This window comes from Nonomuraea sp. NPDC050394, assembly GCF_044459065.1.
Taxonomy (GTDB): Bacteria; Actinomycetota; Actinomycetes; order Streptosporangiales; family Streptosporangiaceae; genus Nonomuraea.
Genome location: NZ_JBITIO010000003.1, coordinates 17,496 through 37,903 on the forward strand (window position 1 = coordinate 17,496; position 20,408 = coordinate 37,903).

A 20,408-nucleotide genomic window follows, 5' to 3' on the forward strand; every position below is an offset into this window, starting at 1 on the left:
CCTACGGCGCCCGGCCGCCGGCGTGCTCGGCGACCGCCCGCGTGGGCGGCACGACCGTGGGCAGGCGCGGGCCGTCGAAGTAGCCGGGCTTGTGCGTGCGCAGCAGCGCCCGCCCGCTGCGCTCCCACAGGAAGCCCGGCCGGCCCAGCAGCCCGGCGAACAGCTCGCCGGCCTTGGCGTGGTCGCGCTCCGCCAGGCGGACGATCGGCACCGGTGAGACGGCGTCGCCCTTGAGGTAGGAGGTGACCAGGTCGCGGCCCTCGCGCCGGACGACCAGGCCGGGCCGGTCGAAGATCTCGGCCAGCCGGGCGAACTCGGCGTAGTAGCCCAGGCCATCGGTCTCGTCGAAGATCAGGGCGACGCTCCCGGCCCGCGACACGTGCTCGGGGATCTCTGCGTCGACCCGCCCGCCGAGCCGTTCGGCCTGGTAGCCGAGATAGCCCTGGATCTTCTGCGCCACCTCCGCACCCGCCACCACCACCTGGTCGGAGCCGAAGTAGGCGATGAAGCAGCGGCGCTGCTCGGCCTGCGTACGCCGGGCCGCGGCCAGCAGGTCCGGATTGCGGTAGGCGGCGGCCGGATTCTCCAGCGCCACGTGCGCGGCCGCCGCGACCAGCCGTTCGCGCGCCTGCGCGGTGTGCACCGACGGAGTGGCGCTGATCAGCCAGTCGCGGCCGAGCGGGATGAGCCTGCCGACCACGAACATGCCCTCGGCCAGCGGCGCGAACGCCTCCTCACCCAGGTTCGACAGCGTGCGGTAGGTCAGCTCGTCCACGTGGTTGAACAGGATGAGCGCCGGGCCGTCGAACCCGGTCACCTCGAAGACGCCCTCGACCACGTCCTTCCAGCCGAGCAGCAGCTCGTGGTCGGCCGCGTCGAGGCCGGGGTGCTCGTCCACGAACCGGTCGAGGACCGTGCCGCCGCCGCCGAGCTTGTGCTGGTGCACGAAGTAGTCGACCGGCAGGAAGGCGTTGGCCTCGTCCTGCGGCATGCCGCCTGCGTAGAAGCGGTCGAGCACGGCGGCCAGCTCGCGCTGGAACCTGCCGGACGTCGCGTAGTGCACCAGCTCGGGCTTGAGCTCCCGCGCGCGGGCCAGCAGATCCATCGGCTCACTCCTCGTGTTCGTGCGATTGCAAAGAGACAGTAACGAGGCGTACGGCGGCGCGGGCCGCTTTCCCGATTTCTCCCGAGAAGTCTCCGCAGGTCAAGGGGTGCATAGCCACCTCCATTACCTGGCGCGTAATCGCACCGGCTATGCCCCCGATGACACGGTTCCTGTGTCGGAAACACCCGCTGTCGGCCAACACCAGCCGCCGGAAACACCCGCGAGGAGAACCGAGATGACCGCCGTACCCGTCACCGCCGACCGGACCAGGTTCCTACGCACCGTGCTCGTCGCCGACGCCCTCGTCACCGGCGCCAACGGCCTGGCCTACCTGGTCGCCGCGCCGCTGCTCAGCGATCTCCTGGGGCCCGGCTCGGGGATGCTGCGGGCCCTCGGCGTCTTCCTGCTCGCGTACGGCGCCGCCGTGGGCGTCCTGGGCACCCGGCGCGAGATCAGTCTCGCGGCCACCAAGGCCGTCGTCGCCATCAACATCGCCTGGACGCTGGCCAGCGTGGCCGCCGTGGCGTTCGGGCTGGTGGAGTTCACCACGATCGGCGCCGTGTGGGCGATCGCCCAGGCGCTGGTGGTCGGCCTGCTGGCCGAACTGCAGATCATGGGCCTGCGCAAGGCCCGCCGCTGATCCGAGAGAGGAAGAATCACCATGGAAAACCTGGTCGAGCGCTATGTGGCCGCCTGGAACGAGACCGACGAGGGCGCCCGCGCCAAGGCCGTCGCCGAGCTGTGGGCCGAGGACGGCGCCTACACCGACCCGCTGGCCGCCGTCACCGGCCATGAGGCGATCGCCGCGGTGATCGCCGGGGCGCAGGGGATGTTCCCCGGCATGGTCTTCACCCCGGGCGAGGTGTTCGAGACCCACCACAACGTGGCCCGCTTCACCTGGCATCTCGGCGCGCCCGGCGGTGAGCCGGTCGCGGTCGGGTTCGACGTGGCGGAGCTGGCCGGGGACGGCAGGATCCAGCGGGTCCTGGGCTTCCTCGACAAGGTCCCCGCCTGAGCCTCGCGGGGAAGGGCCCTTCCGGTCGCCGGGAGGGCCCTTCCTCGCGTCCGGGGAAAAACCGTTTGAGCTCGCGCGCGGGCAGGACGGACAATGTCACCTCGTGTTCTCCCTCATCAAACGCATCGCACCCGACCTGGGCCCGTTGCGCGACTCGCGTGACTACCGGCTGCTGATGGTCTCCGGGGTGATCACGATGTTCGGCACGTTCGTCACCATGGTGGCGCTGCCGTTCCAGATGATGGAGCTGACCGGCGACTACGTCGCCGTGGGACTGATGAGCCTGGCCGAGTTCGTGCCGATGGTCGTGTGCGGGCTGTGGGGCGGGGCGATCGCCGACGCGCTCGACCGGCGCAAGATCGTGCTGTTCAGCGAGGTGGGCCTGCTGGTCACCTCGGGCCTGCTGACCGTCAACGCGATGCTGCCGCGCCCGCAGGTCTGGGTGCTGTACGTGGTCGGCGCGATCGCGATGGGCCTGACCTGCCTGCAGCGGCCCAGCCTTGAGGCGCTCATCCCGCAGGTCGTCCGGCACGACCAGCTGCCGGCGGCGGCGGTGCTGGCCAGCCTGCGCTGGAACATCGGCGCCATCGCCGCGCCCGCCCTGGGCGGCCTGCTCGTGGCCACCCACGGCAGCGCCCTGGCCTACGGGCTGGACACGGCGTCGTTCGCGCTGTCGCTGGTGCTGCTGTGGCGGATGCGCGCGGTGCCGCCGCACGAGGAGGCGCGGCCCGCCTCGCTGAAGACGCTCGCCGAGGGCGTCCGTTACGCCTGGCGCCGCAGCGACCTCATGGGCACCTACCTGGTCGACATCGCGGCGATGGTCTTCGCCATGTCGACGGCGCTGTTCCCGTTCCTGGCCAAGCAGCTGGGCGCGCCGCAGGCGGTCGGCCTGCTCTACTCGGCCAGCGCGGTGGGCGCCCTGATCGCCTCCCTCACCGGCGGCTGGACGGCACGGGTGCACCGGCACGGCCTGGGCGTGATCGTGGCCGCCGGGCTGTGGGGCGTGGCCGTGGCGCTGGCCGCGGTGGTGCCGAACCTGTTCGCGGTCTTCTTCTGCCTCGCGCTGGCGGGCGCCGCCGACATGATCAGCGGCATCTTCCGCTCGACCATGTGGAACCAGACCATCCCGAACGAGCTGCGCGGGCGCCTGGCCGGCATCGAACTGCTGTCGTACGCCAGCGGCCCCATGCTGGGCAACGCCCGTGCCGGAGCGATGGCCGCCTTCGGCGGTGCCCGCTTCGCGCTGGGCGTGGGCGGCCTGCTGTGCGTGGGCGCGGTGGCCGCGCTGGCCGGGGCGTTGCCGAAGTTCCGCCGCTACGACGCCCGCACCGACGAACACGCCCTGGCCGAGAAGGCCCGCCGCGAACTGGCCGCACCCTGACCGGATGCGGCTTCACCGGCCCTCACGCCGCGCGAGGGCTTCACCGGCCCTCGCGCCGGGCGAACGCCGTCAGCGCCACCGCGTCGGAGTAGACCTCCCGCACATACTCCGCGACCCACTCCCCGATCCCGCCGAATCCCGACCCCGCCACCAGCCGGGCCGCCACTTCCGCGGCGTCGAGGGGGGTCCGCCGCAACGTCACCGCCCCGCTGACGGAGTCGAGCAGCGCCCAATGAGCCCCGTCCCTCCCGTACGGCATGCCGACGGACCCCGGGTTCACGATCAGCCGCCGGTCGGCCAGCCGCGCGAACGGCATGTGCGTGTTCCCCAGCACCACCGTGTCTGCCGGCTCACCGTCCAGCACCTCCCGCCACCGCTCCAGCGAACTGTCGACGAGCACGACCTCGTCGTCACTACGCGGTGTCCCGTGCACGAACAGCGTCCGCCCCAGCCGGCCCAGATCCAGCTCTTGCCGGGCGGGCAGAGCGGCGAGCACGTCAACCTGATCCTCTCGCAGCCGCTCCCCCGCCCACCGCGAGATCGCGAACTCCGGCCCCTGCCCCCGGGCCACCTCCACCAGCTCCCGGTCGGCGTTGCCGCCGACCCAGAGCGCCCGCTCCCCCAGCGAGACCAGCAGGTCGATCGTCTCGACCGGCATCGGCCCCGCGGCCACGTCGCCGGTCAGCACCAGCAGGTCCGCGTCCCGCACGTCCGCCTCACCCAGCACCGCCTCCAGGGCGGGCAGCACCCCGTGCACATCGGACAAGACCGCGACACGCATCCGTTCACCCCACGTCGGCTAGAGGCTCTCCCGCCACCCGTCATACTCCTCGGCCAGCACCTCGACCCTGCCGGCCAGCTCCGCGGGCAGGTCCTCGACGACCACGACCCACTGCGCGTCCTCGGCGTCGTCCTCGCCCGCCAGGGTCTCCCGCACCACTCTCGGCACCTCGCCCAGCCACTCCCCCAGCACCTCGGCCACCGCCTCGGCGTCACCCCGCTCACCGAACACCAGCAGGTTTCGCACAGCCCCGTCCTTCATAGATTGCTACCGTAGAACCATGACGGCCGAAGCGGTGAGCATAGATATGCCTGAAAAGCCACCATCGCTTCCCAACTGGGTCTTCCCGCCCCCGGAAGGCTTCGTCGCAGAGGACCTTGATCGCATTCCGGAACTGCCTGCGCACACGGAGTTGATTGACGGAAGCTTGGTCTTCGTGAGCCCTCAGCGAGACTTCCATACCTCCGCGCTCTACCTTCTGGAGAAGGCACTTCGAGGTTCGGCGCCGAGCGACCACCGGGTGCGACGAGAGATGAGCGTACGGCTGTCCGCGACCCAGCGCCCCGAGCCAGATCTGATCATCCTCGGCCCTGGAGCTCGTATCCAGCCCGACGCGACCTTCTACGACGGCGACGACCTTGTCCTGGCTGTCGAGGTCGTCGCCCCGGCCTCCAAGGTTCGGGACAGGGAACGCAAGCCCCTCCTCTACGCCTCGGCCGGAGTTCCGCACTTCTGGCGAGTAGAGGACCAGGAACACCAGCTCATGGTCTGCGTCTACGAGCTCGACCCCGCCACCAAGACCTACGTCATCACCGGCATCTTCCACGACCGGCTCAAGGTGAGCGTCCCCTTCGCCATCGACATCGACCTCACCGAGATCGGCCAGCTCTGAGCGGGGCGGGCACGGCCGAGGCCATGCCCGCTCCTCAAGGATCCCGTCAGGCTCCGCGTAGCGAAGCGCCCACGCGGTCGGCGGCCAGCGCGACCGCCGCGTCACGGGCCGCCGTCGTCTCCTCCACCGTCAGCGTCCGCTCCGGTGCCCGGAAGCGCAGCGTGTAGGCCAGGGACTTGTTCCCCTCGCCCACCTGTGCCCCGGTGTAGACGTCGAACAGCCGGATCGACTCCAGCAGGTCGCCCGCCCCCTCGCGCAGCGCGGCGGCCACCGAGGCTTCCGGGGTGCCGGCGGCGACGATCAGGGCGACGTCCTGGGTGGCCACCGGGTAGGAGGACACGGCTGGCGCGTTCACCGGGCCCCGCAGGTCCAGGCGGGTCAGCTCCAGCTCCATCGCGCAGGTGCGCGGCGGCAGGCCGTAGGCCTCGATGACGCGCGGGTGCAGCTCGCCCGCGTGGCCCACCAGCGTGCCGCCGGCGTAGAGGGCGGCGCAGCGGCCCGGGTGCCACGGCTCGTGCTGGTCGGCGGCGATCCGCAGCTCCACCCCCGCCTGCGCGGCCGCCATCCTGGCCGCCTCCACGGCGTCGGCCCAGGTGGCCTGGCGGCCCTTGCCCCACCAGCCGGAGCGGTCGAACTCACCGGCCAGCACGACGGCCAGCCGTTCCGGCTGGGCGGGCAGCGCCGCCTCCAGCGCGGCGAGCTCCTCCCCGGCCGGGGCGCGCTCCACACCGAAGACCGGCGCGGTCGCCGGGGCGTCGGGCTTGGCGCGGTAGACCAGGCCGGACTCGAACAGCGCCACGTCGGGGAAACCCCGGCCCACGTTGCGTACGAGCGTCTTGAGCAGGCCCGGCAGCAGCGTGGTGCGCATGTACGGCTCGTCGTCGGAGATCGGGTTCGTCAGCCGGGTGGCCCGCCTGCGATCGTCGTCCGCGGGAAGCTGCAGGTTGTCGAGGTCGGCCTGCCCGACGAACGGGTAGGACAGCACCTCGACGTAGCCGTGGTCGGCCAGCACCCGCCCGACGCGCCGGCGCAGGCGCTGGATCTCGGTGAGACCGGCGCCCGCTGGCGCCTTGGGCAGCACCGACGGCAGCCCCTCGTACCCTTCGAGCCGGATGACCTCCTCGGCCAGGTCGGCCGGGTCGGTCAGGTCGGTGCGCCACGACGGCGGCGTCACCGTGATCATGTTGGGACCGGTGACGGCCAGCCTGGCCGCGATCTCGCCGCCGGTGACCACCGCAGTCGGCGCGACGCCGCCCCGGCGGATCGCCGGGTCGTCGCCGTCGGCGACCGTGCAGCCGACCTGCTCCAGGCGCCGCACCACGGTCTCCTTCGGGTACGGCACGCCGCCCACCTGACCCGGGTAGGCGGCCGGGATGGCGATGCGCGCCGGCTCCACCTCGACCTCGGCGTGGGTGAGCCCCGGCTGGATGGTGGCGCCGCCCAGCTCGGCCAGCATGGTGACCGCCCGCCAGGTGGCGACCACCGGCAGTTCCCGGTCGACGCCGCGCTCGAAGCGCTTGGACGACTCCGAGACCAGGTTGTGGGCGCGCGACTCGCGCGAGATGCCGGGCGCGGAGAAGTGCGCCGCCTCGATGACCACGTCGGTGGTCGTCTCGGAGATCTCGGTGGCCAGGCCGCCCATGGTGCCGGCCATCGAGATCGGCCCCGACTGGTCGGTGATGAGGATGTCCTCGGGGTGGAGCTCGCGCACCACGTGGTCGAGGGTCTCCAGGCGCTCGCCGGGCTCGGCGCGGCGTACGACGATCTCGCCGGTGAGCTTGGCCCGGTCGAACGCGTGCAGGGGCTGGCCCATCTCCAGCATCACGTAGTTGGTGATGTCGACGGCCAGCGAGACCGGACGCATGCCGGCGCGCGTCAGCCGTACCCGCATCCAGAGGGGACTCTGCGCGGCCGGGTCGAAGCCGCGCACCTCGCGCAGCACGAACCGGTCGCAGGCGGTGGCGTCGGCGATCCACGCCGGCCACGCCTCCTCGGTGGCGGCGGGCGGCTGGAGCGCGGCGGGGTCGCGGAAGGGCACGCCGAAGGCGATGGCCGCCTCGCGGGCCACGCCGCGCATCGACATCGCGTAGCTGATGTCGGGGGTGATCTCCATCTCGAAGACGTCGTCGCGCAGGCCGAGCAGCTCGACCACGTCGGTGCCGATGGGCGTCTCGGGCGGCAGGACCATGATGCCGTCGTGGTCGTCGCCGAGCCCGAGCTCACGCTCGGAGCAGATCATGCCCTCGGACAGCCGGCCGTAGGTCTTGCGCGAGCCGACCTCGAAACCGCCGGGCAGCACGCCGCCGGGCAGCACGACCGGGACGCGGTCGCCGGCCACGAAGTTGACGGCGCCACAGACGATCTCGCGCGGCGTCGCCTCGCCGACCTCGACCTTGCAGTGGCGGATCGGCTTCTTGAAGCCGGTGAGCTCCTCGATCTCGAGGACCTCGCCGACGACGACGTTCTTGACGTCGTGGCCGTGGGAGATGATCCGCTCCAGCTTGAGCCCGGCCGCGGTCAGCCGGTCGGCGACCTCGTGGGCGGTGACCGGCGGCAGATCGACGTACTCCCGCAGCCAGGAAAGCGGGGCCTTCATCAGATCTCCATTCCGAACGGGAGCGAGAAGCGGACGTCACCCTCGACCATGTCGCGCATGTCCTCGGCGTTGTGGCGGAACATCAGCGTGCGCTCGATGCCCATGCCGAAGGCGAAGCCGCTGTAGCGGGCCGGGTCGACGCCGCCCGCGACGAGCACCCGCGGGTTGACCATGCCGCAGCCGCCCCACTCGATCCAGCCCTCGCTCTTGCAGGTACGGCACGGCGGGTTGCCCGGCACGGCACTGGTGCCGCGGCAGACGAAGCACTTGAGGTCCATCTCGGCCGACGGCTCGGTGAAGGGGAAGTAGTGCGGCCGGAAGCGCGTGGTGATGCCCTCGCCGAACATGACCTCGGCGAAGCGGTCGAGCGTGCCCTTCAGGTGCGCCATCGTCAGGCCCTCGTCGACCGCCAGGCCCTCGACCTGGTGGAAGACCGGGGTGTGGGTGGCGTCGAGCTCGTCGGTGCGGAAGGTCTTGCCCGGCGAGACCACGTAGCACGGCACGCCGCGCTGCAGCAGCGCGCGGATCTGCACCGGTGAGGTCTGCGTGCGCAGCACCATGCCCGAGTCGGCCGACTCCACGAAGAAGGTGTCGTGGTCGGAGCGGGCCGGGTGGTCCTTGGAGATGTTGAGCGCGTCGAAGTTGAACCATTCGCCTTCGAGCTCGGGGCCCTCGGCGACCTCGTAGCCCATGGCGACGAAGGTGTCGGCGATGCGTTCCTGCATCGTGGTCAGGGGGTGACGGGCCCCCTGCGGACGGCGGTCCCACGGGAGGGTGACGTCGACGGTCTCCTCGACGAGGACGCGGGCGTCGCGCTCGGCCTCCAGTTCGGCCTGGCGGGCGGCCAGCGCCTCGCCCACGGCCTTGCGGGCGGCGCCGATGCGCTTGCCCGCCTCGGCTCGCGCGGCCGGGGGCAGCGCGCCGATCTCGCGGTTGGCCAGCGCGATGGGCGAACGGTCGCCGGCGTGGGCCAGGCGTACCTGCTTGAGTTCGTCGAGGCTGCCGGCCGCCTTGATCGCCGTGACGGCGTCCGCCTCCATGCGCGACAGCTCGTCGGCATGCAGGGGCGTGACCTCGACAGGGTCGTAGTCAGACAAGAGAGAGCTCCGTATCCAGGGCTTGAGCGAGACTGAGTCTAGTGCTGGCCCACCGGAGCCGATGACCTACGCGAAGTCAGGCGTGCCGGTGGGCAACATAAATCGGAACTCGGCCCCGCCCTCGGGGGCACGCTGCACGGTGATCGTCCCGCCATGTGCCTCGACCAGGCCCTTGACGATGAACAGGCCCAGCCCGGTGCCGCCGCGCCGGCGGCTGTTGCCGCGCCAGAACTGCCGGAAGACGCGCGTGGCCAGCTCGGGGCGGATGCCCTCACCCTGGTCGCGCACAGACACGGCCACTCCATAGTCGACGGCTTGAACGTCAATGCTCACGGTTCCGCGTCCGTGCCGCAAAGCGTTTTCCACCAGGTTACCGAGAATCTGGTCGATCTTGTCCTGGTCGAGCCACGTCTCGGGCAGGTGGCCGGCGACGGCGAGCCGGAAACGGTCCTCGGGCTCGCCCGCCGCCACGCGCCCGGCGATGACCCGCCGCACCCGCGCGGGCACGTCGACGACCTGGCGGTGCACCTCCATGCGGCCCGACTCGATGCGCGAGACGTCGAGCAGCTCGGTGATCAGCCGGGTGACGCGGTCGGCGTCGGTGTTGATGGTGTCGAGCATGACGCGCTTCTGCTCGTCGGTGAAACGGCTCCACTTGGCCAGCAGCGTCGCGGTGAAGCCCTTGACGCTGGTCAGAGGCGAGCGCAGCTCGTGGGCGACGGTCGAGACCAGGTCGGCGCGGCTGCGTTCCAGCCGGGCTCGGGCGCCGCCGTCGCGCAGCACGATCGTCACCCGTTCGACGTCGCCGCGGCGCTCGGGCTCGCGCACCAGCCGGGCGGTCACGTGAAGCTCCTGGCCGCCGGGCAGATGCAACGGGCGTTCCGGGACGCGGGTACGGGTGCGCAGCCCGCCCTCCGGGTCGAGCGCCTTCCACCACTCGCGGCCGTCGTGGTCGCGCAGCGGGAAGACGTCGTTCATGTGCCGTCCGACGGCCCGTTCGACGGGTACGCCCGTCAGTCTCGCGGCCGCCTTGTTCAGCGCCAGCACCCTGCCGAACCTGTCGGTGACGATGACCCCGTCAGGAAGGTCGTCGATGCCGATCGTGCACACGGAGGCCACCACCCGACCTTCGCTGTCTTCGCCGTGCACGACCCCGCCTCCTCGACTACATGGCCGACAATAGCGGGTTTCCGCGCCCCTAGGGCACCCGCTGAGCCCGTGCGGACGCGTAGAGACACACTGCTGCCGCGGTGGCCAGGTTGAGGCTCTCCGCCTGCCCGTAGATGGGCACCCGCACCACGTCGTCGGCCAGCGCGCGTACCTCTTCCGGCAGCCCCCACGCCTCGTTGCCGAAGATCCACGCCGTCGGCCCCGACAGATCCACGTCGTCGAGGGTGCGCTCGCCCGCGCCGTCGGCGGCCAGCACCCGCAGCCCCTTGTCCTTGAGCGCCCGTACGGCTCCCGCCACCGGGCTGCCGATGACCACCGGCAGGTGGAACAGGCTGCCGGCGCTGGCGCGTACGCACTTGCCGTTGTAGGGGTCCACGGAAGCGTCGGTGAAGACCACGGAGTCGGCCCCCGCGGCGTCGGCCGCCCGCATCACGGTGCCGGCGTTGCCCGGATCGCGCACGTGCGCCAGTACCGCCACCAGGCGGGGGTCGCCACCGAGCGCCTCCTCAAGCGGGACGTGCACGAAGCGGCAGACGGCCAGCAGCCCCTGCGGGGTGACCGTCTGCGAGAGCTCGGCCATCACCTCGCCGCTGGCGCGGTGCACCGGCAGGTCACGCGAGAGCGCCTCGTCGACCAGGTCGGGGTGGCGCTGCTCGGCCTCCGCGGTGGCGAACAGCTCCAGCGTCACGCCGTCGAGCTTGAGCGCCTCGCGCACCGCCTGCGGGCCCTCGGCCACGAACCTGCGGTCCTGGTCGCGGAAGGAGCGCTTGGCCAGACGCCTGGCCGCCTTCACCCGCGGCGCCCTGATGTTGGTCAGCTCCACGTTGTCCCCCAGTGCCATGCAAAAAGGGCCCACCGGAGGTGGGCCCCTTGACCGTAAAACCTCAGCTCGCGGCCGGCGCGTTCACGTTCGCCGGCAGCGCCTTCTTGGCGGCCTCGACGAGCGTGGCGAAGGTCTGGCTGTCGTTCACCGCGAGGTCGGCGAGGATCTTGCGGTCGACCTCGATGTGGGCCAGACGCAGTCCCTGGATCAGGCGGTTGTAAGTCATGCCGTTCTGGCGGGCGGCGGCGTTGATCCGCTGGATCCACAGACGGCGGAACGCACCCTTACGGTCCTTACGGTCCCGGTAGGCGTACGTCATCGAGTGGAGCATCTGCTCCTTGGCCTTGCGGTAGAGCCGCGACCGCTGGCCGCGGTAGCCCGCTGCCCGTTCGAGGACGACCTTGCGCTTCTTCTTGGCGTTGAGCGCCCGCTTCACGCGTGCCATGTTGTATCTCCCCGGGGGTTCGCGCTACTTAGCGAGCAGCTTCTTGATCTTCTTGACGTCATTGTCGGAGACAATCACTTCGCCCTTGAGACGGCGCGTCAGCGTGGAGGACTTCCACTCGTTGTAGTGCGCGCGAGCGGCACGACGGCGCTTGACCTTGCCGGTGCCGGTAAGCCGGAACCGCTTCTTCGCACCGCTGTGCGTCTTCATCTTCGGCATCTCGCCGTCTCTCCCTCAATTCGTCCGTGCCGGTGGCCGGGTCGGTGCAGGCCGACCCGGTCGCGGCGTCTTCGTTACGGCAGTGGCGTCGTTCGGGGGTTGCCGTGTAAGGCTAACCCGAACCGCGGGTCACGCTTCCTGTGCGGAAACTTCCTCACCTGGAACGGAAGCTTCCTCGCCCGGAGAAGGCTCCTCGCCGCCACGCTGCGCCTTGGCTGCGGCCTTTTCGGCCTTGGCCTCGGCCTTCTTCTTGTGCGGACCGATCACCATGATCATGTTTCGGCCGTCCTGCTTGGGCTGGGACTCGACGAAGCCGAGCTCCGTGACATCCTCCGCCAGCTTCTGCAGGAGCCGGAAGCCCAGCTCGGGACGCGACTGCTCACGTCCGCGGAACATGATCGTGACTTTGACCTTGTCTCCCGCCTTGAGAAACCGCACCACGTGACCCTTCTTGGTCTCGTAGTCGTGCGGGTCGATCTTCGGCCGGAGCTTGATCTCCTTGATGATCGTGTGCGCCTGATTCTTGCGCGCCTCGCGCGCCTTCATCGCGGACTCGTACTTGAATTTTCCGTAGTCCATGAGCTTGCACACGGGCGGTCGAGCCGTGGCCGCGACCTCGACGAGGTCGAGGTCGGCCTCCTGGGCGAGCTTGAGGGCGTCGTGAATGGAGACGATGCCGACCTGCTCGCCGTTCGGGCCCACGAGGCGAACCTCGGGAACTCGGATACGCTCGTTGATGCGGGGCTCAGTGCTGATGGGGCCTCCTAGGTTTGCGTCCCTACGTGCTCGTCGTGCCGAGAGCTTCGCACGTACGTGTCTGTACACGCGAAAAGCCCCGCACGTCGCGCATGCGGGGCCACTGAGCTCGTCGGCTTCGTGGCCGTAAGCTCCCCGGAGTAGTCCGGCGTGATCCTGGACCCGGCCGCCGGGCGGCGACTCAGGTGGGAGGGAGACCTCCGCTTGCGCGTCCAGCAAGGCATGCCGGACCGATCAGGGAGTTACGTTACCACAACACACCGAGTTCTTCGAATCATCCCGCGCCGGGAGCGTCGGCTTGCTATCACTGTGTGTTACCGGGCCGACTTGCTAATCTAGACAGACTAGACAGGAGGTGGGTCCATGTCCTCATGGCAGCTCCAGGAGGCCAAGCAGCGCTTCAGCGAGGTGGTGCGGCGGGCACACGACGAAGGACCCCAGATCGTCACCCGGCACGGCGAGGACGTCGCCGTGGTCATCGACATGGCCGAATACCGGCGGCTCAAGGGAGACGAGCCCGACTTCAAGAAGTTCCTGCTCGACGCACCCGACTGGGACGACGACCTCGACTTCCCCCGCCAGCGCGACCTGCCCCGCGAAGTGGACCTCGGCTGGTGAGCGTCGGCTACCTCCTCGACACCAACGTCGTGTCGGAGGCCCGCAAGCGCAACGGCAGCCCGCGGGTGAAGTCGTGGATCGACGGCTCCCTGGGGCCGACGCTCTACCTGAGCACGATGTCCGTCGGGGAGATCCGGTGCGGCATCGAGCTGCGCCGCCAGCGCGACCCCCAGCAGGCGCTCGTCCTGGAGCGCTGGCTGGCCCGCCTCTACCAGTCGTTCCAGGACCGGATCGTCCCCGTCACACCGGAGATCGCCGAGGAGTGGGGCCGCCTCAACAGCGCCCGGCCCCTCCCGACGCCCGACGGCCTGCTCGCGGCCACCGCCAAGGTCCACGGGTGGAGCATCGTCTCCCGCAACGTCAAGGACTTCGCGGGCACGGGCGTCAGCATCATCAACCCGTTCGACTGGCCCGTCTGAGGATCTCCGCCTCGCCGGCCGCGCGCATGGCCTCCACCGGCACGTCCGCGCGGCCGGTCATCAGTTCCACCTGCCGCACCGCCTGGTGCAGCAGCATCGCGAACCCGCCCACCACGCGCCCGCCCGCCTCCCGCACGCTCGCCGCCGCCTTCGTGGGCCACGGCGCGTAGACCACGTCGAACAACGCCGGCACACTCGCCAGCGCCCCCGCGTAACCGTCGGCGGCGCCGCCGGGCAGCGTGGAGACCACCAGGTCCACCCCGAGCAGGTCGTCGAGCTCGTCCAGCGGCGCCACCCGCAGCGCCACCCCCAGCCGCCCGGCCACCGCGGCCGTCCCGGCCGCCCGCCCGGCATCCCGTACGGCCAGCGTCACCCGTTCCAGCCCCAGGTTCCGCAGGGCCGCCAGCGCGGAACCGGCGGTCGCCCCCCCACCCAGCACCAGCGCCGAACCCGGCCGCGGCACGCCCGCCTCGGCCAGCGCCCGCTCGATCCCGTACACGTCGGTGTTCTCACCGTGGGCGGACCCATCCTGGAAGACCACCGTGTTGGCCCCGCCGACCTCGACGGCCAGCTCGGAGACGGAATCCAGCAGGGGCAGCACGGCCCGCTTGAGCGGCATCGTCAGCGACAGCCCCGCCCACTGCCCGGCCTCACCGCGCAGGCCCGCCATCCGCGCGGGCAGCGCCGCCTCGTCGCACTCGAAGGCGTCGTAGGTCCAGTCGTCCAGGCCCATCGCCCGGTAGGCCGCCCTGTGCAGGTACGGCGAGAGCGAATGCGCGATCGGCGAACCGAGAACCGCTGCCCGCATGAAACCCCTCCCTATCCAGCCACAGGACCCTACCCCTGCCACCGATCCGGCCGAAATCGGCGGCCCGGGGAACACCACGTGGCGGGCCAAGGCGGGCCGTCGCGGCGGGGAGTGCGTCCGACGTGAGAAGCGATCCCCCCGACCTGCGCCCGCCCGCGGCGGCGGGTGGCGTCGCGTTGGCTTGCCGTAACGGAAAGCGGCTCTTGGAGAGAGCCAGCCGTGACGGAAAGCGACCCGCGAAAGAGCCCGCCGCAACGGGAAGCGGCCGGTGAAGAGAGCCAGCCACAACGGAAAGCGGCCCGCGAAGAGAACCCGTCACAAAGAACAGCGGCCTGCCGCGGTGGAAGGGGCCTTCGCGGGAAGGCCCCTTCGGAGAGCGCCCGCCGTCAGCCGCCGTTCTTCTTGTACTCGTTCATGAGCACCTGGAACTCCGCTTCCGTGGTGGCGAACTTGGTGACCTGGCTCTTCGGGTCGGTGGCGACGAAGTACAGCCATGTGCCCGGCGTCGGGTTGAGCGCGGCCTCGATCGCGTGGTCGCCCGGGTTGGCGATGGGGCCGGGCGGCAGGCCCAGGTGCAGGTACGTGTTGTACTTCGACGGCGTCTTCGTCTCGGCGAAGGTGGCGGCCGTCTTGTACTTGCCGAGCGCGTACATGACCGTGCTGTCCATCCTCAGGTGCATCTCCGGCTTGTGGGCGAGCCGGTTGTAGACGACGCGGGAGATCTTGCCCATGTCCTCCTGGCGCCCGGCCTCCGCCTGGATGATGCTCGCGATGATCATGATCTCGTGCGGCGTGCGGCCGAGGTCCTTGGCGCCCGCCTCCAGGCCGATCCGGTCGGCGGTCTCCTTGAAGCGGTCGACCATCTTCGTGAGGATCGCGGCCGCGCTCGACTTCGGCGGGAACTGGTAGGTCGCGGGGAACGCGTAGCCCTCCAGGCGGCCCTTGGCGTAGCCGGGCAGGCCCAGGTCGCCGGCCTTCTTGGCGGCGGCGGTGAAGTCCTTGGCGGGGACCTTCGTCTTCTCGGCGAGCTGCGTGAGCGCGTCGCTGAGGCGCAGGCCCTCGGGCAGCGTCACCTGGGTGTACTGCCGGTTGTTCGCGTCGAGTTCGGTGACGGCGTCGGCGGCGCGCATCTGCTTGCGCAGCGTGTAGTGGCCGGGGACGAGCGAGGCGCTCTTGCCGGAGTTGGTGACGGCGTTGATGAAGGCCCTGGAGTCCTTGATGACGCCGAGGCGCTCGAGTTCCTCCGCGACGTCGGTGGCGCTCTGGCCCTGCCTGATCTCCAGGGCGACCGAGCCGCTGCCGGGGCCGGAGAAGTCGCCGGGCACGAGGCGGTCGCTCACCCACAGGTAGCCGTAGTAGCCACCGCCGCCGACGATGCCGAGCAAGACGATGAGCGCGAGCAGCGGCGCCAGGAAGCCGCCGCGATTGCGACGGCGGCGACGGCGGCGCCCGCGCCGGCCGTTGCCCTTCTGGCGGCGCGAGCGTCCGTTGTCGTCCTCGGAGCCGAGGAGCAGGTCCATGTCGAGATCGTTCATAGCTGCGATGGCCAATCTCCCGGTATGACCGGCCTGGCGTCAAGACCGGCGAGGGTTACCGAGCGGAACGGGGGGAACCGCCGGTCACATGCGGATGACCAGCGATGATCACTCTGAGTAGCCATGCTAAGGGACGCGGAGAGTGCGTGCGCCCCTTCCGCGGGGCGGCGCAGGGAGGCTCCCTGCGGGACGGGGGGTGTCCCGACGAGCATCAGTTGGTCCCGAGGTATTCGTTCAGCTCTTCCCGGTATCTCACAAACTCACTCTCTTTATCGGTGAATTTCGTGATTCTATGCTCCGGATCGGTGGTGACAAACCAGTACCAATCACCCTCAGCTGGGTCCAAAGCCGCCATCAGCGCCTTCTCTCCCGGGCTGGAGATCGGCCCCGGTGGCAGCCCCGCGCGCAGGTAGGTGTTGTACGGCGAGCGCACCCGCGTGTCCTTCACCGACACCTTCAACGTCCGGCGGCTCTGGGCGTAGGTCACCGTGCTGTCCATCTGCAGCGGCATCCCCTGCTCCATCCGGTTGTAGATCACCCTGGCGATCTTCGGGTAGTCGGCGTCCCTTCCGCCCTCGGCCTGGACGATGCTGGCCACCGTCACGACCTCCAGCGGCGTCAGGTTCACCTCGGGAGCACGCTGGGCCAGCTTCACCTCGCCGGCCGCCGTCGTGAACCGCTCCACCATCGCCGCGATCACGTCCGTGGCCGAGGAGTCCGGCTCGATCTCGTACGTCGCCGGGAACAGGAACCCCTCGACCCCTCGCGCGTACTCCGGCAGCCCGAGCAGGTCGGTGTCGACCGAGCGCAGCTCGTTCAGCGGCAGCCCGCCCTGGGCCGCCACCCGCCGGAACACCTCCTCGGCCCGCATGCCCTCAGGCACCGACACCTTCTTCACGACCCGCGACCCGGGATGCAGCAGCATGTCCACGGCCGCGCCCGCCGCCATGCCCTTGCGCAGCCGGTAGTGCCCCGGCCGCAGCCGGTCGGCGACCGCCTTCTGCTCGGTGGCGTTGATGAACGAGCGCGCGCTCGCCACCACCCCCGCCGCCGTCAGCGCCGCGCCGACCTCTCCGGCGCTGGAGCCGGGCTGGATGCGCACCGTGACCGCGCCGTTCCCCTGCCCGTCGAAGTCATCGGGCAGCAGGTACGGCTTCGCCACCACATAACCACCGACGCCCACCGCCACCACCGAAGCGGCGAACCCGGCCACCAGCAGCCCCTTGGACCGCCGGGTGAGGCCACGCTGGGCGGGCAGGGGCACGGTCTCCGCCCCGACCTCCTCGGCCACGTCGATCTCCCCACCGGCCAGCAGTTCCGCCGCCAGCGAGCCCGAATCGTCCTTGGCACCGCCCTGGGGCGGAACGGCGGCGGCCAGCCCGGCCCCGTCCCGGGCCCGATCCTGCCCCGCCCTGGACGCCTCGCCTCCAGGTGATCCCTGTTCGGGCACGAAGGCCCCACGCCCGGACCGCTCACCCGCGGACGGCGCACCCGAGGCGGAAGGCTCAGCGGACGGTGCGTCTTCGGATGGCTTCTCGTCGGGCCGGGGGTCCGGGGCCGGGCCTCCGGCCGGGTGCTCGTGTCCGCTCACCGGGCGGTCCCGTCGTCCGCCCCGGCGGGCGGATCGACGGGTCTGCCCGGTGGCTCGCCTGTGGCGCGTTCCCGGTCGAGCGCGTCCTGCAGCAGCACCACGGCTGCCGCCTGGTCGACGACTCCGCGCTGCTTCTTCGCCTTGACCCCGCTGGCCCGCAGCCCCTGCTGGGCGGCGACCGTGGTCAGCCGCTCGTCGTAGAGCCGGACCGGGGTGGGCGCCAGCCGTACCGCAAGCGAACGGGCGAAGGCGCGGGCCAGTTCGGCGGCCTGCCCCTCGCGGCCGGACAGCGAGGTGGGCAGGCCCACGATCACCTCGATCGCCTCGTGCTCGGCGGCGATCGCCGCGATCCTGGTCTGGTCGCCCTTGCCGCGCCTGACCGTTTCGACCGGGGTGGCCAGCAGTCCCGAGGGGTCGCTGCGGGCCACGCCGATGCGTACGGACCCGACGTCGACGCCGAGCCTTGTGCCGAACCTCATGTCAGGTGAGCTGCTCACCGACGGACCGCTCGACAGCCCGCAGCGCGTCGGCGACGGCGCCCGCGTCGGTGCCACCGCCCTGCGCGACATCGTCCTTGCCGCCACCGCCACCCCCAAGTGCCTTGGCGGCGACGCCGACCAGTCGCCCGGCCTTGAGACCACGCTCGCGTCCCGCCTCGTTGACCGCGGCAACCACCACGGGCCGTTCGGTGGGGGCCCCGGCGATCACGACGACCGCCGGGCGGTCGGCCGGGAACCTGCCGCGCACATCAAGCGCGAGCTTACGCAGGTCATCGGCACCGGTTCCATCAGGCGCGCGGTGCGCGACGAAGGAGACTCCGTGCAGGTCACGAGCCTGCGACGCGAGTTCGCCGGCGATCTGGAGCACCTGGGCCGAGCGCAGCTTCTCCAGGTCCTTCTCGGCGGTGCGCAGCCGGGAGACGATGCCCTCGACGCGCTCGGGCAGTTCCTCGCGGCGGGCCTTGAGCTGCTCGGTGAGCTGGGCGACGAGCAGGCTCTCGCGGGCCAGGAAGCGGAAGGCGTCGATGCCGACCAGCGCCTCGACGCGGCGCACGCCGGCGCCGACGGACTGCTCGCCGAGCACCTTGACCAGGCCGAGCTGGCCGGAGCTGTGGACGTGGGTGCCGCCGCACAGCTCGCGGGAGTAGTCGCCGATCTCGACGACGCGGACCTCGTCGCCGTACTTCTCGCCGAACATGGCCAGAGCTCCCATGGCACGCGCCTCGGCCTGCGTGGTGTAGAACGCGTTGACCTGGAGGTCGTTGATGAGGACGGCGTTGACCTCGTCCTCGACGTCGCGCAGCACGCTCTGCGGCACGGCGCCCGCGGCGGTGAAGTCGAAGCGGAAACGGCCGGGCGAGTTCTCCGAGCCGGCCTGCGCCGCGGTCTCGCCGAGCGCGTTCTTGAAGCCGCGGTGGACGAGGTGGGTGGCGCTGTGGCTGCGGGAGATCGCGCGGCGGCGCTCGATGTCGATCTCGGCGTGCGCCTCGTCGCCGGCTCTGATCTCGCCCTCGCGCACGCGCCCGCGGTGGACGACCAGGCCGCCGATGGGCGACTGCACGTCGAGGATCTCGGCCTCGCCGCCGCCGGTGCGGATGACGCCCTGGTCGGCGAGCTGGCCGCCGCCCTCGGCGTAGAAGGGGGTACGGCCCAGCACGATCTCGACCGTGGCGCCCTTGCCGGCGACGGGCACGGAGGCGCCGTCGACGAGGATGCCGAGGATGGTGGAGTCGGCCTCGGTGGCGTCGTAGCCGAGGAACTCGACCTTGCCCGCCTTCTCCAGCAGCGTGCCGAAGACGGAGATGTCGGCGTTGCCGGTCTTCTTGGCCTTCGCGTCGGCCTTGGCGCGCTCGCGCTGCTCCTTCATGAGGCGGCGGAAGCCGTCCTCGTCGACCCGCAGGCCCTGCTCGGCCGCCATCTCCAGGGTGAGGTCGATGGGGAAGCCGTAGGTGTCGTGGAGCTGGAAGGCCTGGTCGCCGGAGAGCGTGCTGCCGGACTTGCGCTTGGTCTCCTCGACGGCGACGTCGAAGATCGCGGTGCCCGTGCGCAGCGTACCGAGGAAGGAGGCCTCCTCCGCGTCCACGACCGCGTGGATCTGCGGGGCGTCGGCCTTGAGCTCGGGGTAGGTCTCGCCCATCGCGTCGATGGTGACGTCGGTGAGCTCGTGCATGTAGCGCTCTTCGCCCGAGCCCAGCAGGCGCAGGTTGCGGATCGAGCGGCGCAGGATGCGGCGCAGCACGTAGCCGCGGCCCTCGTTGCTGGGCGCGACGCCGTCGGCGACCAGCATGGTGCCGGTGCGCACGTGGTCGGCGATCACCCGGAGGCTGATGTCGGCGCGCGGGTCGCGGCCGTAGCGGGTCTTGGTGAGCTCGGCGGCCTTGTCGAGGATTTTGTAGGTGGTGTCGATCTCGTAGAGGTTGTCGACGCCCTGCAGGATCGTCGCCATGCGCTCCAGGCCCATGCCGGTGTCGATGTTCTTGGCCGGCAGCTCGCCGGCGACGTCGAAGTCGGTCTTCGAGCGCACCGCGCTGAGCTGGTACTGCATGAAGACGTTGTTCCAGACCTCGAGGTAGCGGTCCTCGTCGGCCACCGGGCCGCCGTCCCTGCCGTACTCCTGGCCGCGGTCGTAGTAGATCTCCGAGCAGGGACCGCCGGGGCCGGGCACGCCCATGTGCCAGTAGTTGTCCTCCAGGCCGCGGCGCTGGATGCGCTCCATGGGCACGCCGACCTTGTTGTGCCAGATGTCGATCGCCTCGTCGTCGTCGAGGAAGACCGTCACCCAGAGCTTCTCCTCCGGGAAGCCGAAGCCGCCGTCGGACTCGGCGTTGGTCAGCAGCTCCCAGGCGAAGGGGATCGCCTGCTCCTTGAAGTAGTCGCCGAAGGAGAAGTTGCCGAGCATCTGGAAGAACGTCGCGTGGCGCGTGGTCTTGCCGACCTCTTCGATGTCGGGCGTGCGCACGCACTTCTGCACACTGGCCAGCCGGGCCGCCGGAGGCTTGCGCTGCCCCAGGAAGTACGGCTTGAACGGGACCATGCCCGCGGGCACCAGCAGCAACGTGGGGTCTTCGGCGATCAGGCTGGCCGAGGGCACTACTTTGTGCCCACGCTCCTCGAAGAAGCGCAGGAAGCGGCGAGCGATTTCTGCCGACTCCATGTCA

General features: G+C 70.8%; 20 protein-coding genes and 1 pseudogene. 6 read left to right on the top strand and 15 right to left on the bottom strand.

Annotation, left to right across the window (positions count from 1 at the left end; all coding sequences use genetic code 11):
- Position 1: 1 nt before the first annotated feature.
- Positions 2 to 1,105, bottom strand: coding sequence for a hypothetical protein (locus ACIBKY_RS13150; protein WP_397096891.1), 1,104 nt, complete (start codon positions 1,103 to 1,105; stop codon positions 2 to 4).
- A 235-nt stretch (positions 1,106 to 1,340) separates the two neighbouring features.
- On the opposite strand from ACIBKY_RS13150, the gene ACIBKY_RS13155 reads away from it, so the two are divergent.
- The 3 genes from ACIBKY_RS13155 to ACIBKY_RS13165 all read left to right on the top strand — a co-directional run bounded on the left by ACIBKY_RS13155 (position 1,341) and on the right by ACIBKY_RS13165 (position 3,501).
- Positions 1,341 to 1,745, top strand: a complete 405-nt coding sequence (locus tag ACIBKY_RS13155) for a hypothetical protein (protein ID WP_397096892.1) — start codon at positions 1,341 to 1,343, stop codon at positions 1,743 to 1,745.
- 21 nt (positions 1,746 to 1,766) lie between these two features.
- A complete protein-coding gene (locus tag ACIBKY_RS13160) occupies positions 1,767 to 2,120 on the top strand; it encodes a nuclear transport factor 2 family protein (protein WP_397096893.1) in 354 nt (117 codons plus the stop codon).
- 103 nt (positions 2,121 to 2,223) lie between these two features.
- Positions 2,224 to 3,501 (top strand): MFS transporter, encoded by a 1,278-nt coding sequence (locus ACIBKY_RS13165; protein WP_397096894.1) that lies wholly within the window; start codon positions 2,224 to 2,226, stop codon positions 3,499 to 3,501.
- Between the two features lie 40 nt (positions 3,502 to 3,541).
- On the opposite strand, the gene ACIBKY_RS13170 is transcribed toward ACIBKY_RS13165, so the two are convergent.
- Together ACIBKY_RS13170 and ACIBKY_RS13175 are read right to left on the bottom strand one after the other, a co-directional pair.
- Positions 3,542 to 4,282, bottom strand: a complete 741-nt coding sequence (locus ACIBKY_RS13170; protein ID WP_397096895.1) for a metallophosphoesterase family protein — start codon at positions 4,280 to 4,282, stop codon at positions 3,542 to 3,544.
- A gap of 18 nt (positions 4,283 to 4,300) precedes the next feature.
- Entirely contained in the window at positions 4,301 to 4,528 is a 228-nt protein-coding gene (locus tag ACIBKY_RS13175; protein WP_397096896.1) for a hypothetical protein, read from the bottom strand.
- 61 nt (positions 4,529 to 4,589) lie between these two features.
- Here ACIBKY_RS13175 and ACIBKY_RS13180 point away from each other — a divergent pair, with 61 nt between their 5' ends.
- Entirely contained in the window at positions 4,590 to 5,174 is a 585-nt protein-coding gene (locus tag ACIBKY_RS13180; protein WP_397097670.1) for a Uma2 family endonuclease, read from the top strand.
- A gap of 46 nt (positions 5,175 to 5,220) precedes the next feature.
- Here the strand turns inward: ACIBKY_RS13180 and ACIBKY_RS13185 are convergent, their stop codons facing one another.
- The 7 genes and pseudogenes from ACIBKY_RS13185 to infC all read right to left on the bottom strand — a co-directional run.
- Positions 5,221 to 7,770 (bottom strand): phenylalanine--tRNA ligase subunit beta, encoded by a 2,550-nt coding sequence (locus ACIBKY_RS13185; RefSeq protein ID WP_397096897.1) that lies wholly within the window; start codon positions 7,768 to 7,770, stop codon positions 5,221 to 5,223.
- Positions 7,770 to 8,810 (bottom strand): phenylalanine--tRNA ligase subunit alpha, encoded by a 1,041-nt coding sequence (pheS, locus tag ACIBKY_RS13190; protein WP_379636452.1) that lies wholly within the window; start codon positions 8,808 to 8,810, stop codon positions 7,770 to 7,772. The genes ACIBKY_RS13185 and pheS overlap by 1 nt, the downstream gene beginning before the upstream one ends.
- 123 nt (positions 8,811 to 8,933) lie before the next feature.
- Positions 8,934 to 10,016: an ATP-binding protein gene (locus tag ACIBKY_RS13195; RefSeq protein ID WP_397096898.1), complete on the bottom strand. Its 1,083-nt coding sequence runs from the start codon at positions 10,014 to 10,016 to the stop codon at positions 8,934 to 8,936.
- A gap of 49 nt (positions 10,017 to 10,065) precedes the next feature.
- Entirely contained in the window at positions 10,066 to 10,878 is an 813-nt protein-coding gene (locus tag ACIBKY_RS13200; RefSeq protein WP_397096899.1) for a TrmH family RNA methyltransferase, read from the bottom strand.
- A gap of 43 nt (positions 10,879 to 10,921) precedes the next feature.
- Positions 10,922 to 11,305, bottom strand: a complete 384-nt coding sequence (gene rplT / locus ACIBKY_RS13205; protein ID WP_184961802.1) for a 50S ribosomal protein L20 — start codon at positions 11,303 to 11,305, stop codon at positions 10,922 to 10,924.
- Between the two features lie 24 nt (positions 11,306 to 11,329).
- Entirely contained in the window at positions 11,330 to 11,524 is a 195-nt protein-coding gene (gene rpmI, locus ACIBKY_RS13210) for a 50S ribosomal protein L35 (RefSeq protein WP_379624731.1), read from the bottom strand.
- A 243-nt stretch (positions 11,525 to 11,767) separates the two neighbouring features.
- Positions 11,768 to 12,280: pseudogene (gene infC / locus ACIBKY_RS13215) on the bottom strand (translation initiation factor IF-3); the annotation flags it as partial.
- Between the two features lie 363 nt (positions 12,281 to 12,643).
- Here infC and ACIBKY_RS13220 point away from each other — a divergent pair.
- On the top strand, positions 12,644 to 12,898 hold the full coding sequence (locus tag ACIBKY_RS13220; protein ID WP_397096900.1) for a type II toxin-antitoxin system Phd/YefM family antitoxin: 255 nt from the start codon (positions 12,644 to 12,646) through the stop codon (positions 12,896 to 12,898).
- Positions 12,895 to 13,317: a type II toxin-antitoxin system VapC family toxin gene (locus ACIBKY_RS13225; protein WP_397096901.1), complete on the top strand. Its 423-nt coding sequence runs from the start codon at positions 12,895 to 12,897 to the stop codon at positions 13,315 to 13,317. Before ACIBKY_RS13220 ends, ACIBKY_RS13225 begins: the two co-directional genes overlap by 4 nt.
- Here ACIBKY_RS13225 and ACIBKY_RS13230 read toward each other — a convergent pair.
- The 5 genes from ACIBKY_RS13230 to alaS all read right to left on the bottom strand — a co-directional run bounded on the left by ACIBKY_RS13230 (position 13,292) and on the right by alaS (position 20,404).
- Positions 13,292 to 14,125, bottom strand: a complete 834-nt coding sequence (locus ACIBKY_RS13230) for a shikimate dehydrogenase (RefSeq protein ID WP_397096902.1) — start codon at positions 14,123 to 14,125, stop codon at positions 13,292 to 13,294. The genes ACIBKY_RS13225 and ACIBKY_RS13230 overlap by 26 nt on opposite strands.
- Positions 14,126 to 14,511: 386 nt before the next feature.
- Positions 14,512 to 15,660, bottom strand: coding sequence for an endolytic transglycosylase MltG (gene mltG, locus ACIBKY_RS13235; protein ID WP_397096903.1), 1,149 nt, complete (start codon positions 15,658 to 15,660; stop codon positions 14,512 to 14,514).
- 211 nt (positions 15,661 to 15,871) lie between these two features.
- A complete protein-coding gene (gene mltG / locus ACIBKY_RS13240) occupies positions 15,872 to 17,110 on the bottom strand; it encodes an endolytic transglycosylase MltG (protein ID WP_397096904.1) in 1,239 nt (412 codons plus the stop codon).
- Positions 17,111 to 17,247: 137 nt separating this feature from the next.
- The gene (ruvX, locus tag ACIBKY_RS13245) at positions 17,248 to 17,730 is read right to left on the bottom strand and encodes a Holliday junction resolvase RuvX (protein ID WP_397096905.1); all 483 of its coding nucleotides are present in this window, start codon (positions 17,728 to 17,730) and stop codon (positions 17,248 to 17,250) included.
- A 1-nt stretch (position 17,731) separates the two neighbouring features.
- Positions 17,732 to 20,404 carry an alanine--tRNA ligase gene (alaS, locus tag ACIBKY_RS13250; protein ID WP_397096906.1) on the bottom strand — a complete coding sequence of 891 codons (2,673 nt, stop codon included), beginning with the start codon at positions 20,402 to 20,404 and terminating at the stop codon, positions 17,732 to 17,734.
- Positions 20,405 to 20,408: the final 4 nt, after the last annotated feature.